This window comes from Pseudomonas sp. (genome assembly GCF_026224925.1).
GTDB lineage: Bacteria > Pseudomonadota > Gammaproteobacteria > Pseudomonadales > Pseudomonadaceae > Aquipseudomonas.
The window spans coordinates 1-14,112 of the sequence record NZ_JAMFRV010000229.1; the positions used below are offsets into that span (position 1 = coordinate 1).

The 14,112-nt window shown below is 56.2% G+C and carries 14 protein-coding genes; 5 read left to right on the plus strand and 9 right to left on the minus strand.

Annotation, left to right across the window (positions count from 1 at the left end):
- The 8 genes from M0974_RS09855 to M0974_RS09890 form a co-directional block, all read right to left on the minus strand.
- Positions 1-129 (minus strand): hypothetical protein (locus M0974_RS09855; RefSeq protein WP_297835787.1); only part of this gene is annotated, 129 nt, incomplete at its 3' end.
- 320 nt (positions 130-449) lie between these two features.
- Complete coding sequence (locus M0974_RS09860; protein WP_297835766.1) at positions 450-1,865, minus strand: sigma 54-interacting transcriptional regulator; 1,416 nt, start codon at positions 1,863-1,865, stop codon at positions 450-452.
- A 43-nt stretch (positions 1,866-1,908) separates the two neighbouring features.
- On the minus strand, positions 1,909-3,492 hold the full coding sequence (locus tag M0974_RS09865; RefSeq protein WP_297835768.1) for an ABC transporter ATP-binding protein: 1,584 nt from the start codon (positions 3,490-3,492) through the stop codon (positions 1,909-1,911).
- A gap of 1 nt (position 3,493) precedes the next feature.
- On the minus strand, positions 3,494-4,516 hold the full coding sequence (locus tag M0974_RS09870) for an ABC transporter permease (protein ID WP_297835770.1): 1,023 nt from the start codon (positions 4,514-4,516) through the stop codon (positions 3,494-3,496).
- Positions 4,516-5,586 carry a microcin C ABC transporter permease YejB gene (locus M0974_RS09875; RefSeq protein WP_297835772.1) on the minus strand — a complete coding sequence of 357 codons (1,071 nt, stop codon included), beginning with the start codon at positions 5,584-5,586 and terminating at the stop codon, positions 4,516-4,518. The genes M0974_RS09870 and M0974_RS09875 overlap by 1 nt, the downstream gene beginning before the upstream one ends.
- On the minus strand, positions 5,587-7,455 hold the full coding sequence (locus tag M0974_RS09880; RefSeq protein WP_297835773.1) for an extracellular solute-binding protein: 1,869 nt from the start codon (positions 7,453-7,455) through the stop codon (positions 5,587-5,589).
- Between the two features lie 285 nt (positions 7,456-7,740).
- Entirely contained in the window at positions 7,741-8,022 is a 282-nt protein-coding gene (locus M0974_RS09885) for a peptidylprolyl isomerase (RefSeq protein ID WP_297835775.1), read from the minus strand.
- Positions 8,023-8,149: 127 nt separating this feature from the next.
- A complete protein-coding gene (locus M0974_RS09890; protein ID WP_297835776.1) occupies positions 8,150-9,238 on the minus strand; it encodes a 3-deoxy-7-phosphoheptulonate synthase in 1,089 nt (362 codons plus the stop codon).
- A 691-nt stretch (positions 9,239-9,929) separates the two neighbouring features.
- On the opposite strand from M0974_RS09890, the gene M0974_RS09895 reads away from it, so the two are divergent.
- Both M0974_RS09895 and M0974_RS09900 read left to right on the plus strand, forming a co-directional pair.
- Complete coding sequence (locus M0974_RS09895; RefSeq protein WP_297835778.1) at positions 9,930-10,394, plus strand: hypothetical protein; 465 nt, start codon at positions 9,930-9,932, stop codon at positions 10,392-10,394.
- Between the two features lie 19 nt (positions 10,395-10,413).
- A complete protein-coding gene (locus M0974_RS09900) occupies positions 10,414-10,848 on the plus strand; it encodes a GNAT family N-acetyltransferase (protein WP_297835780.1) in 435 nt (144 codons plus the stop codon).
- A 155-nt stretch (positions 10,849-11,003) separates the two neighbouring features.
- Here M0974_RS09900 and M0974_RS09905 read toward each other — a convergent pair whose 3' ends face one another.
- A complete protein-coding gene (locus M0974_RS09905) occupies positions 11,004-11,237 on the minus strand; it encodes a DNA-binding protein (RefSeq protein ID WP_297835782.1) in 234 nt (77 codons plus the stop codon).
- Between the two features lie 81 nt (positions 11,238-11,318).
- Here M0974_RS09905 and M0974_RS09910 point away from each other — a divergent pair, with 81 nt between their 5' ends.
- The 3 genes from M0974_RS09910 to uvrC form a co-directional block, all read left to right on the plus strand.
- Positions 11,319-11,666, plus strand: a complete 348-nt coding sequence (locus M0974_RS09910) for a helix-turn-helix domain-containing protein (RefSeq protein WP_297835783.1) — start codon at positions 11,319-11,321, stop codon at positions 11,664-11,666.
- Between the two features lie 205 nt (positions 11,667-11,871).
- Positions 11,872-12,516, plus strand: coding sequence for a UvrY/SirA/GacA family response regulator transcription factor (gene uvrY / locus M0974_RS09915; RefSeq protein WP_297835785.1), 645 nt, complete (start codon positions 11,872-11,874; stop codon positions 12,514-12,516).
- Between the two features lies 1 nt (position 12,517).
- On the plus strand, positions 12,518-14,112 hold a 1,595-nt coding region (gene uvrC, locus M0974_RS09920), incomplete at its 3' end, for an excinuclease ABC subunit UvrC (RefSeq protein ID WP_297835789.1).

Here is a 14,112-nt window from a genome sequence, read left to right on the forward strand (position 1 = left end):
GACGGCCGAGGGATCGGTCAACAACACCGCGAGAAGGGCTGCGATGGGGGCGAACAGAATAACGCTATAGCCACGGTATGCAGCGAGCATCAACAGCCCGAGGGCCGCTAACGCGATGATTACACTCATAGAGTGTCTCCTGAATTGTTATTGTTTTTTTAAGTACGGCTGGACCGCGTTTGGGTATAGCGGGTTTCGTGCCATGTCGCTAACTGATTGAATTTGTTGGTTATTTTTTATAAATATTACACTGGCTAAAAATCTGTCTCTATTTTGAGACTTTTTCTCTGCCCGTCGCCCATCTTTCGCCTGCTATGACGTACTCTCTGTAGGAGCCAACGTGTTGGCGAGGGGCCCTAAAACCTCGCAACCAATTGATCGCATCGCCAACAGGTTGGCTCCTACAGGGTGCGTTTCTTGGTAGTCTCAATAAGGAGACTGGATTCTCTTTATTGAGACTCTACTATGCCTAGCGCGGCCATCTTTTTGTACAGCGTAGAGCGTCCGAGGCCAAGCTGCTGGGCGGTTTTGATGACGTTGCCATTACAGTGGGCCAGGGTCGTTTCGATCAACTGCCGATCAAAGCGCTCGCGGGCAGCGCTGAAGGTTTCGATGTCGGGCGTTTCAGTCTTAGGCTTCACCGCTTTGGGCAACGCAATCAGGGTTCCGATTGCTGCGTGGATTTCACGCGCGTCCAGCACCAGGTGATCACTTAGCAGGGCTGCCCGCTCAAGCACATTGCGCAGTTCGCGGATATTGCCTGGCCAGGCGTGTTGACCCAGCAAGGCGAGGGCGCCGCGATCCAGTTCGTGCTCGCTGCGTAGCTCTTCGAGGATCGCATCGCTGAGGGCAGGCAGGTCGTCCAATCGCTCACGCAAGGGCGGCACCTGGATCGGCAGTACGCTGAGGCGGTAGTACAGGTCAGCACGAAACTCACCGCGTTTGATCGCCGCTTCGAGGTCGGTGGACGTGGCGGCAATCAGGCGGACATCGCTCTGAATTACCTCATTGGAGCCGACCGGTTCGTACTCTTTTTCCTGCAACACCCTCAGTAATTTGCTTTGCAGCGGTAACGGCATGTCGCCAATTTCGTCGAGAAACAGCGTGCCGCCTTGGGCGATTTTCAACTTGCCGGGACGACCCTTGCGGTCGGCGCCGGTAAACGCGCCGGGTGCGGTGCCGAAAAACTCGGCCTCAAGTAACGCTTCGGGAATGGCCGCACTGTTGATGCTGACGAACGCCTTTTGCGCCCGTGACGAGGCATTGTGGATGGCGTGGGCCAGCAACTCTTTACCGGTGCCTGTTTCGCCCAGCAATAACACCGGTGATTCTGCGCTGGCACTGCGACGGGCTCGGCGTTTTACTTCAAGGCTGGCGAGGCTGGTGCCTATAAAATGCGAAAAACTGTATTTGGCTTGCCGTGCACGGAGTAACGAACGGGTCGAGGCCAATTCCTCCTGCATGCTCAGGTAGCGCTTGAGCAAGGGCGACAGGGAGTGGAGTTCATCGAACAAGGCGAAGCCTATAGCGCCAATCACGGCGCCGGCGTCGTCATTGATCGGCAGGCGCATGACCACCAGCGGGTCCTTGGCGGTGTCCATCATGTCGAGCAAAATGGGCCGACCACTGTTCACCACGTCGCGCAGCAAACTGCCGGGGATAACGCTTTCACAAGGCTGGCCCACGGCGACGCTGGCGTCGGTTAGCCCGAAGCGTCGCGCGTAGCGCTCGTTGATCCAGACGATGCGTGCATCTTTGTCGACGATTACCGTGCCTTCACTGGACTGCTCGATGATTTCGAACAACGAGCGAATCGCCAGCCGCCGGACACGGCGATAATCATTGAGGCTGTCACTGTCTTTCATGGTAGGAACCAAGATCCTGGTGGGGGCGGACGTGTTCTTTAGATCAAGCAAACCCAGGATGCGCAGCCGCCAGTAGTTCTTTGGTGTACGGATGCTGTGGCGAATCAAACACATCATGGCTGGCGCCGCGCTCGACGACTTTGCCGTCTTTGACCACGATCAGGTCGTGGGCCAACGCTTTGACCACTGCCAGGTCATGGCTGATGAACAGGTACGTCAGGCCGTGTTTTTCCTGGAGCTGGCGGAGCAGGGCGACGACTTGTTTCTGTACCGTACGGTCGAGTGCCGAGGTCGGTTCGTCGAGCAGGATCAGCGCAGGTTTGAGCACTAGGGCTCGGGCAATAGCAATGCGTTGGCGTTGTCCGCCAGAGAACTCATGGGGGTAGCGATGCCGACTGTCGGGGTCAAGACCGACCTCTTTCAGAACTCGGATCACCTCTATTTCGCGCTGTGCAGGCGTGAGCTCGCTGTGGACTTCCAAGCCCTCGCTGATGATCTGCTCCACCGACATACGCGGACTGAGGCTGCCGTAGGGGTCCTGAAACACGACTTGCATCTGTTTGCGCCACGGGCGCATTTCTTTCTGGCTGAGGCAATCCAGTGGTTGCCCCTGAAATTTAATACTGCCCCGTGACTCCACCAGCCGCAGAATCGCCTGACCCAAGGTCGACTTGCCTGACCCTGATTCGCCGACGATGCCCAAGGTCTTGCCGCGTTCAATGCTCAGGCTGATGTCATCCACCGCCTTGAGGTACTCGTGATGTTGACGGAAAATCCCGCCGCCCATGGAGAACCACACACGCAGGTTATCGACTTCCAACACTTTTTCGCGGCTGTCACGGGGCAGTGGTTCGCCCGCTGGCTCGGCATCTAACAGCAAACGGCTATAGGGGTGTTGTGGGTTTTTGAACAGCAGGTGGCAGTTGGACTGCTCGACAATTTCCCCGGCACGCATCACGCACACACGCTGGGCGATGCTGTGCACCAGATTCAAATCGTGGCTGATCAGCAGCAGCGACATGTTCAAGCGTTGTTGCAGCTCTTTGAGCAGCAGCAAAATCTTGCGTTGCACGGTGACGTCGAGGGCCGTGGTCGGCTCGTCAGCGATCAGCAAGTCGGGTTCGCAGGCCAGGGCCATGGCGATCATCACACGTTGCCGCTGGCCGCCAGACAGTTGGTGCGGATAAGCCTTGAGGCGCTTTTGTGGGTGTTGAATGCCCACCAGTTCCAGCAACTCGATGATTCTTCGTTGCGCTGCTTTGCCACTCAATCCGCGGTGCACCAGCAAGGTTTCGCCGATCTGCTTGGCCAAGGTGTGCAGCGGATTGAGCGACGTCATTGGCTCTTGGAAGATCATCGCGATACGGTTACCGCGAATCTCCCGCAAGGTCGACGCGCTGGCACCCACGAGTTGCTGGCCACGGTAACAAATGCTGCCGGTGGTCAACGTCCCTGCTTTGGGCAGCAGTTGCAGAATCGAATGCGCTGTCACCGACTTGCCTGAGCCGGACTCGCCCACCAATGCCAGGCATTCACCTGCCGGGATGTCCAGGCTCAGTTTATTGACCACCGTGTGCCCGTTGAAGGCAACCGTCAGGTCACGAATTTCAATCAGGTTTTCGGACATATCAAGACCTCGGGTCGAAAGCATCGCGCAATGCCTCGCCAATAAATACCAGCAACGACAGAATCAGTGCCAAGGTGAAAAACGCAGTCAGGCCCAGCCACGGTGCTTGCAGATTCTGCTTGCCCTGGCCGATCAGTTCGCCCAGCGAGGCGCTGCCCGCGGGCATGCCGAAGCCGAGGAAGTCCAGCGCGGTCAGGGTCGAAATAGCGCCGGTCAAAATGAATGGCAAGTAACTCAAGGTCGCGTTCATGGCGTTGGGCAGAATGTGCCGCATGATCACCTTTTTATCGCTCAGGCCCAGGGCACGTGCCGCTTTGACGTACTCAAGGTTACGCCCGCGCAAGAACTCCGCGCGCACCACATCGACCAAGGCCAGCCATGAAAACAGCGCCATGATCCCCAGCAGCCACCAGAAGTTCGGTTCAACGAAACCCGACAGAATGATCAGCAGGTACAGCACCGGCAGCCCGGACCAGACCTCCAGCAAGCGCTGACCGATCAAATCGACCCAGCCGCCGTAATAACCTTGCAGTGCTCCCGCGGCGATACCGATCAGTGCGCTGATAAACGTCAGGGCCAACGCGAACAGGATCGATATCCGTGCGCCGAAGATCACCCGTGCCAGCACGTCACGGGCCTGATCGTCGGTGCCCAGCCAATTAGTTGAGCTTGGCGGGCTCGGGGACGGTTTGACCAAGTCGTAGTTTGGGGTGTCGTCGCTGAACGGAATCGGCGGAAACAGCATCCAGCCGTCACCGGTGGCGATCAATTTACGTACGTAGTCGCTGCGGTAGTCGGGCTGAAAGGGCAGTTGACCGCCAAACTCCTGCTCGGTGTAGCGCTTGAAGGCAGGGAAGTACAACGAGTGTTGATAACTCAATACCAGGGGTTTGTCGTTGGCGATTAACTCACCGCCCAGGCTCATCAAGAACAACAGGCAAAACAACCACAGTGACCACCAGCCGCGGCGATTATCGCGAAAGCGTTCGAAGCGCCGACGGCCTAACGGAGAAAGTCTGAACATCAGGCGTTCCTCGCGCTGAAATCAATTCGTGGATCTACCAGCGTGTAGCACACGTCGCCGACCAGTTTTATCAGCAGACCGAACAGAGTGAAGATGAATAGCGAGCCAAACACCACCGGATAATCTCGGGAAACTGCGGCTTCGTAGCTCATCCGACCGAGGCCATCCAGGGAGAAAATCACTTCAATCAGCAGCGAACCCGCAAAAAACACGCTGATGAACGCCTGGGGAATCCCGGCCACCACCAGCAACATGGCATTGCGAAAGACATGGCCGTACAGCACACGTTTTTCGCTGACGCCTTTGGCACGTGCGGTGACCACGTACTGACGGGTGATTTCGTTGAGGAATGAGTTCTTGGTCAAAATGGTCAAGGTGGCGAAACCGCCGATCACCAAGGACATGACGGGCAACACCAAGTGCCAGAAATAATCGGCAATTTTGCCCACGGTAGAGAGCTGTTGGAAGTTTTCCGAGACCAGCCCGCGTACCGGGAACCAGTTCAGTGACGTGCCGCCAGCAAACACCACCACCAGCAACATGGCGAACAGGAACGCGGGCATGGCATAGCCAATGATGATCGCGGTGCTGGTCCAGATATCGAAATGGCTGCCGTGCTTGACCGCCTTACGGATGCCCAGCGGAATCGAGACCAAATACGTGATCAACGTCGCCCATAAGCCCAGTGAGATCGACACAGGCATCTTTTGCAGAATCAAATCGGTGACTTTGGCGCCGCGAAAGAAGCTGTTGCCGAAATCCAGCTGTGCGTAGTTTTTCAGCATTAGCCACAGGCGTTCATGCAGCGGCTTATCGAAGCCGTATTGGTGCTCGATTTCTTTGATCAGTTTTGGGTCCAGGCCACGGCTGGCGCGGGAAACAGTACTGCCGCTACGGGACTCGGCCGGCGCACCGCCAACACTGCTGGCAGAGCCAATACCTTGCAGGTGGGCAATGGCTTGCTCCACCGGCCCGCCGGGTGCGGCTTGGACGATAAAGAAGTTAACCAGCAGGATGCAAAACAACGTCGGAATGATCAGCAGTAGTCGTCGCAGTAAATAACCGAGCATTCAATGCACCTCTGCGGGGTTGGCCGATGCACCGCGTTTTTCCGCGAATTGCTCGTTGGTCAGCGGGGTAGGACTGATCTCCCACCAGGTTTCGATGGCTTCACCGTTGGCGGCCTGAACCTTCGGAATGCCGAAGCGGTTCCACCAGACGGTAGACGAGCCGGGCGGGTAAAAATTGGGAATCCAGTAATAGCCCCACTGTAAGACCCGATCCAGTGCGTGGGCATAATTGACCATCGTCGGCTTGTCGCCCGCTTTTACCAGCCCGGAAATCAAACTGTCGACAGCGGGATCCTGCAGGACCATGTAGTTATTCGAACCAGGGTCTTTGGCGCTTTTAGAACCAAAGCAGCTGTACAACTCCAGCCCCGGCGAAGTCGATACCGGATACCCGGTGACGATCATGTCGTAATCGCGCGCCATGACCCGATTGAGGTACTGCGCGGCATCAATCCGGCGGATGTCGAAGGTGATGCCGATCTGGGCCAGGTTACGTTTGTAGGGCAGCAGCAGCCGCTCGATACCGGACTGGGCATTGAGGAACGAGAAGCTGAACGGCTCGCCCGCCGCGTTGACCAAATGGTCGCCTTTAGGCATCCAGCCCGCTTCCTCCAACAGCTTCAAGGCTTGCAGTTGCTTGTCGCGAATAAAACCGGTGCCATCGGTTTTGGGCACATGGAACACGTCGGTAAATACTTCCGATGGAACCTGTCCACGCAGCGGTTCGAGAATTTTCAATTCCTCGTCAGTAGGCGGTTGATCGGCCGCCAATGCGCTGTTGGAGAAGTAGCTGCTCTGACGCACATACACGTTATGCATCATCTGCCGGTTGCTCCATTCGAAGTCCCAAAGCATCGCCAACGCTTCGCGGACGCGTCGATCTTTAAACATCGGGCGTTCAAGGTTGAAGATATAGCCCTGGGAACTCTGCACCGCTCCCTCTGCCAGTTGCGCCTTTTGCAGGCGCCCCTCGGTCAGGGCAGGGCTTTCGTAGCCGATGGAGTAACTGGTTGCCGAGAACTCGCGGTTGTAATCATAGGCACCGCCGCGCAGCACCTGACGCGCGACGTCGGTGTCGCCGAAATACTCGACGCTGAACGTGTCGAAGTTATAAAGCCCTTTGCTGACCGGCAAGTCTTTGCCCCACCAGTCGGGGTCACGCTCGAAAGTAATACTGCGTCCAGCGTCGACCTTGCTCACCTTGTAGGGACCACTGCCCAAGGGGATTTCGAAACCTCCGCCATTGGCAAAGTCACGGGTTTTCCACCAGTGCTCGGGAAATACCGGCAACGAGGCTAGGTCCAGCGGCAAGGTACGGTTCTCGTTGCTCTTGAAGTCGAAGCGAATCTGGGTGGGTGACTCGACCTCGACTTTGACAACGTCTTCGAATTCCGTGCGGTATTCCAGACTGCCTTGGGTCATTAGCAGGTTGTACGAATAACTGACGTCTTTGGCGGTGATCGGAACGCCATCAGCGAACCGCGCTTTAGGGTTCAGGTAAAAGCGCAGCGACAAGCCGTTATCGAGGCGTTCCATGCGCTGTGCGACCAAACCGTAAACGGTATAGGGCTCATCCAGTGAACGGACTGCCAGCGGTGAATAGAGCAGGCCACTGATTTGCGAAACCCCGGTGCCTTTGTCGATATAGGGCAGCAGATGATCGAACTGCCCAATAGACTGCGCCGAACGACGCATGCTGCCGCCCTTGGGAGCGTCCGGGTTGACATAGTCGAAATGGGTGAAGTTGGCAGGGTATTTAGGTGCCTCTCCGTAGACAGTCAGGGCATGTTCCGGAGCAGCGGCCAAGGGCTGAAAGCCAGAAAGCAAGGCTAGCGTTGCGACGATCAACGATGAAAAAACAAAACGCATTGCTCGAATCCTGACTGACGTCCGCAAGCGAATATCAGGGTTAAGGGTAAAAAAACAAGCCTGTGCAGAAACTGCCGGACCATAGGCTGCTTTATAGCCAAATACCGAGCCTGATAGTCGCGGGCTAACCATGCATCGACACATGGAGTTGCACAATCGGTTTTTTTGTCTGTACGCGTAAATGGCCTGAATGACACAGGCCAGGAGGGCTTTATAACCGGTGTGCACAGCACAAATGAAAACGGCCCGTCAGACAGACGGGCCGTTCGGTGAGCCGCGGGACGTTTAGTCCTGGCGGCTGGTGACTTCCAGAAGGTGGTAGCCGAACTGGGTTTTTACCGGGCCTTGCACGACGTTAATGGGCGCGCTGAAGACCACGGTGTCAAATTCCTTGACCATTTGGCCTGGGCCGAACGAACCCAGATCGCCGCCTTGACGGCTGGATGGGCAACTTGAATTGGATTTTGCGACTTCGGCGAAATCAGCGCCGGCTTCGATCTGGGTTTTCAATTCGTTGCACTTTTCTTCGCTGGCAACAAGGATGTGGCGGGCAGTGGCTTTAGCCATGGAAATATTACTCCTGTGAAAAAAATGAAAGCCTACCGGATTAAGGACGGCAATTCCCGCGAAAGTTCCGACCGCCCTTTGGTTGACCCTCCGAACGGTTAGACGGTTTTGCGAAACAGCCGTTCGCTCAGTTTTGCAGGCGTAGCCGTTTGGCCGCATCGCGCAATAACTGGTCGGTGCCATCCCAACCCAGGCAACCATCGGTCACTGACACGCCGTAGCGCAGGGAATCACTCAGTGGCTGGCAGCCTTCGAACAGATGGCTTTCGAGCATCATGCCGACCAGCGAGCGGTCACCTTGCAAGCGCTGTTGCAGCACGTCATTGAACACGGCGGGCTGGCGCAGCGGATCTTTGCCGCTGTTGGCGTGGCTGCAATCGACCATGATGCGCGCAGCTACGCCGAGCTTTTCCAGGTTGGCGCGTATTTGGGCGACACTTTGGCTGTCGTAGTTCGGCCCGCTGTGGCCACCGCGCAGCACCAGGTGCGTGTCCGGATTGCCTTGGGTCTCGATGATCGCCGGATGGCCGTGTCGATCAATGCCGAAATGTCGATGGGCATGGGCCGCCGAGCGCATGGCGTCGGTGGCGATGGCAACGCCACCGTCGGTGCCGTTTTTGAAGCCGACTGGCATGGGCAGACCACTGGCCATTTCCCGATGGATCTGCGATTCGGTAGTCCGGGCACCAATGGCGACCCAGCTCAACAGGTCGTCGAAGTAGCCCGCTGCCATTGGCTGCAGAATTTCAGTGGCAATGGGCAAGCCCAGCCGGAGCATTTCACGCATTAAGTCGCGGGACAGCGTCAGGCCTCCGGCCATGTCATCGCTGCCGTCGAGTCGTGGGTCATACGCCAAGCCTTTCCAGCCGACGGTGGTGCGGGGCTTTTCGACGTACGCACGCATCACCAGCAACAATTGATCGCTGACGTCTGCTGCAAGCGCTGACAATCGTTGGGCGTATTCGAGGGCGGCGCGGGGGTCATGGATCGAGCAAGGCCCAACTATTAGCAGCAAACGGGAGTCTTCACCGTTGAGAATTGCACGTACCGCGTGACGATGGGCGGCGACTTGATTGCCTAGCGCTGTGTCGAGGGGCAACTGTTGCTTCAGTTGCAGGGTGCTGGGCAGGCGCTGTGGGGCTGGGGCGCTGTCGATCAAGGTCACGCTGTGTGGCGACAGTTCGGACAGGTTTTTTACCGCGACGGACGAGTTCATGTTCTGGCTTCCTGGGCGGGCGCGGGTTTATCGCGCTCGACGCCCTATTGGGGTGTTCGACAATTGGCCGTGACGGCCTTTAGTGTTGGCTTGCCACCCGAAAGTGACCGGTCGGAGGCGGCAGGCTGTCCCGAACGGAGGCTGCTAAATCGCCAGGTGAAGTCGGTGTCGTTGCGGTAACCAGTGGCGTAGTTCATGTCGTGTTCCTCGATTCAATTCAATGCAATTAGGATTTGCCGGGCCTGAAAAAACAAAACCCCCGATCAGGTTGCCGACCGGGGGTAGAGAGTTCTCTGGTTGGCGTCCCCGTTAGTGTGGGCGCCAGGTGGGTATCGGCGCGCTAGTGGCTAAACCAATACCCAAAATAAAAGTTCACGGGTGTTGCGACCCGACCTGCTACCGCCATTGCAGGCACGACTACAGCCGAGCGACGAGCGCTGGCAGCGTGAAGTGACTGTGATTGGGCGGACTGCAACATGGTCTGTCTCCGTTTGATGGTGCCGAGCTTACTGTAGGGGCGCGGTACTGTTCAATTAGAAATTTGCATCGGGCTGATTGAGTGCGCTGGGTGCTGGCTCACATCTTAATTGCGTGGAGTGGGTTCTGCGTGGTGTCATTCCAGTGCCAGTGCCAGTGCCAGTGCCAGTGCCAGTGGCAGTAAGTCGAGTGAGTTAAGTCAAGGAGCATCACCGTGGGAAAACGTGTCATTGCTGCCGCGCAGTGCATTTGTGTGGCAGGCGAACACCTGCATCCCGGTGAGGACGTAGTGTTCAGTCCGGGCGAGGGTGGTGTAGGTGTGCCTATCGCTGGCGATCACATCGCGCTCGCCGTGTGCGCAGACTTTTCCCACGCCAGTCATGCGAAAGCAGCTGCGCAGGCTGGCGCCACGGTCTATGCCGCCAGCGTGTTGATCACTGACGGCGGTTACCTTACTGATACGGCTTTACTCGCAGGCTACGCTGCTGAACATCGCATGGCAGTATTAATGGCCAACCATGGCGGCCCTACTGGAGGCTGGGGATCTGCCGGTCGCAGCGCGTTATGGTCAGAAGAAGGCGCGCTGGTGGGGGCCGTCGAGGGTGTAGGTGACGTGCTGCTCGTTGGCAAGGGAGCTTATGGGGTCTGGGTGACTGAAACTATCTTGATGAGTGTTTGATCTACAAGAGGCCACAGACATGGACTTGACGCTGCGCCGGGCCACCCTTGCTGATCTGGATTTCGCCCGCGAATTGACTCGAGTGAACATGCGGCGTTATTACGCCGAATATGAGCGGGTTTGGTACGGCGAGCTATTCGACGAGGAATGGGAGGCGCGGCAGAGCTTCGTCATCCTCAAGGCTAATAAACAGATTGGTTTTTTCAGCGTCAGCCTGGAGCCGCATTATTTGTATCTGCGAGACGTGCAGCTGTGCGAGCCGTATCGAGGTGAGGGCGTTGGAGGCTGGGTCATGGATCGCGTTGCGTCGATGGCCTGTGAGCAAGGACTCAAAAGCATTCGATTGAAGGTGTTTAAGAGCAATCCGGCGATGGCGCTCTATCTACGGCATGAATTTTCCTTCATCGGAACAGAGGACGCGTTGTTTTGGATGGAGCGCATTCTCAATAATTGAGTCAGTGACCGGATAGAAAGTTGAATTGGGTCGAGCTGTCGAACGCATTTACCGTCTGGGGTGACGGTAATTCCTTCAGATCAATACCGGCCTGTCCGAGCAAGTAGCACCCAGTCGTCAAAGCTGCTGCGCCATAGCAGAGGCGAAAAACAAGGTCATTCCGCTAACGGCGCAACGCCAGACTCTTTCTGAGCGGGAATGCTGCCAATCTTCATCCCCAATAAAACCGCCACTTTATGCGATTCGCCACGCTTACCTTTCTTGCGTCCAGCCAGGATTTGATAAGTAGTCGCCGGGTCGATGCTGTGCTCCCGCGCGAATTCCTGAACCGATTTTCCTTGTTGCTCTAGCCAAGCCTTAGCTTGTGCAGCGGTACGTATTCCGGGCATAGTTCAAAACCGTTCAAATCAGTTTAATTTTCATCGATTCTACCCATCGTAAGGATAGGGTCAACAGGATTATGCATTCAAATGAATGGAATTGGTTCAAGATTGCGAAAAGAACGAGAGCGCCTAGGCCTCTCACAGCGAGCATTTGGTGAAATTGGTGGGGTAGAGGCTAATGCACAGGGGAAATACGAAAGCGGTGACCGTGCCCCTAAAGCCGATTATCTTGCAGCTGTTGCAGCCAGAGGTGTGGACGTTCTGTTAGTGCTTACCGGTATGCCTACTCCGATTCCCGTCGACAACCTCACCCAAACCGAGGAAAAGGTGCTCGGTAGTTTTCGGTCATTGCATAAAGAGGACCAAGACGCGATCAGACGATTGACGACGACCATGGCTGATCTGTCAGCCTCGTATTTAACGAATGGCAAATAGACGTAAACAGCACGCTTGAGTAAAGATTCCTGTATCTGGACTTTCTTGAAAAAAATCCAAAATAGATGAAGACGTTAATGGTAGCGTGTCATTAACGCTGTTCACTCACCTGTTTTGCACCAATATCGTGCCTTGTGCTAGGTCTGGTGGGATGTTTTTGCTAAGGTGAGCAGCATTCGTCATGACGGTTTTATGAGGTGTCTGCTTGATTAGGGTGCTAGTAGTTGACGACCATGATCTTGTTCGAACAGGCATTACACGGATGTTGGCCGATATTGATGGTCTCCAGGTCGTAGGTCAGGCTGAATCAGGCGAAGAGTCCCTGCAGAAAGCCCGTGAACTCAAACCCGATGTGGTGTTGATGGATGTCAAGATGCCGGGCATCGGCGGCCTTGAGGCGACTCGTAAATTGATTCGTAGCCACCCGGACATCAAGGTCGTGGCAGTTACAGTCTGTGAAGAAGATCCTTTTCCTACCCGGCTGTTACAGGCGGGTGCGGCGGGTTACATGACCAAAGGCGCAGGCTTGGCCGAGATGGTTCAAGCTATTCGCCTGGTATTTGCGGGGCAGCGCTACATCAGCCCACAAATTGCCCAGCAACTGGCGCTCAAGTCTTTTCAGCCACAGAGCAGCCATTCGCCGTTCGACCTGTTGTCAGAGCGCGAGATTCAAATCGCGTTAATGATCGTCGGCTGTCAGAAGGTTCAGACTATTTCTGACAAGTTGTGCTTATCGCCGAAAACGGTAAACACCTACCGTTACCGTATTTTTGAAAAGCTCTCTATCGGCAGCGATGTCGAGTTAGCCCTATTGGCCGTTCGTCACGGCATGGTTGATGCCAGTCTCTGAAATGACCCAAACGTTCGATCCAAGCGCCTTTCTCTCTACCTGCAGTGGCCGTCCCGGTGTATATCGGATGTTCGATGCTGAGGCGCGTTTGCTGTATGTCGGTAAAGCAAAAAACCTCAAGAATCGGCTGGCCAGTTATTTCCGCAAAACCGGGCATGCGCCGAAGACCAGTGCTTTGGTCGCCAGAATTGCGCAAATCGAAACAACCATTACTGCCAACGAGACCGAAGCCCTGTTGTTGGAGCAGACACTCATCAAAGAGTGGCGGCCGCCCTACAACATCCTGCTGCGTGACGATAAGTCTTACCCTTATGTTTACCTGTCCGACGGTGAGTTCCCGCGACTCAGCATTCATCGTGGCGCGAAAAAAGGTAAGGGTCGATATTTTGGCCCGTACCCGAGCGCCGGAGCTATTCGTGAAAGCTTGAGCCTGTTACAGAAAGCGTTTCTCGTGCGGCAATGCGAAGACAGCTACTTCAAAAACCGTACCCGGCCGTGCCTGCAATACCAGATCAAACGCTGCAAGGGGCCGTGCGTAGGTCTCGTCGAGCCTGAGGTGTACGCTCAAGATGTTCGTCACTCGGTCATGTTTCTGGAAGGCCGCAGTAATGCGTTGTCGAACGAGCTGAACGCGGCGATGGAGGAGGCCTCCGTCAACCTCGAGTTCGAGCGCGCGGCAGAGCTGCGTGATCAGATTTCGCTTTTACGGCGGGTTCAGGACCAGCAGAGCATGGACGGCGGCACGGGTGACGTAGACGTAGTGGCGGCATTCATCAACCCGGGTGGCGCGTGCGTGCACTTGATCAGTGTCCGTGGCGGGCGAGTGTTGGGTAGCAAGAGCTTCTTCCCGCAGGTCGGTATCGAGGAGGAGGTGGGTGAAGTGATGTCCGCATTTCTGTCCCAATACTTCCTCAGCGATCACGACCGCGAGTTGCCCAGCGAGGTGATCGTTAACGTTGTTCACGAAGACTTCCCGACGCTGATTGATGCGATCGAAGAGATCCGTGGCCATGAGATGACCATCAGCCATCGCGTGCGCGGTACCCGAGCGCGCTGGCAGCAATTGGCAGTGACCAACGCCGAACAGGCGTTGTCTGCGCGCTTGGCCAACCGTCAGCACACGACCGCGCGTTTTGAGGCATTGGCCAAAGTATTGAACCTGGACGAACCTCCGCAGCGTCTTGAGTGCTATGACATCAGTCACTCCAGCGGCGAAGCAACCGTGGCCTCCTGTGTGGTTTTTGGTCCGGAAGGACCGATCAAAGCGGACTACCGCCGCTACAACATCGAAGGCATCACCGGCGGCGACGATTACGCGGCGATGCACCAGGCATTGATGCGGCGCTTCAGCAAAATCAAGGACGGAGAGGGCAAGCTGCCGGATATCCTGCTGGTCGATGGCGGCAAAGGACAGTTGTCCATGGCCCGCGATGTGATGAACGAGTTAGCCATACCGGACATTATTTTATTGGGCGTAGCCAAAGGCGCCACACGTAAGGCTGGTTTCGAAACGCTGTACCTGAACGACGCCGCCCATGAGTTCACCTTGAAGGGGGACGATCCTGCGTTACACCTGATTCAACAGATACGCGACGA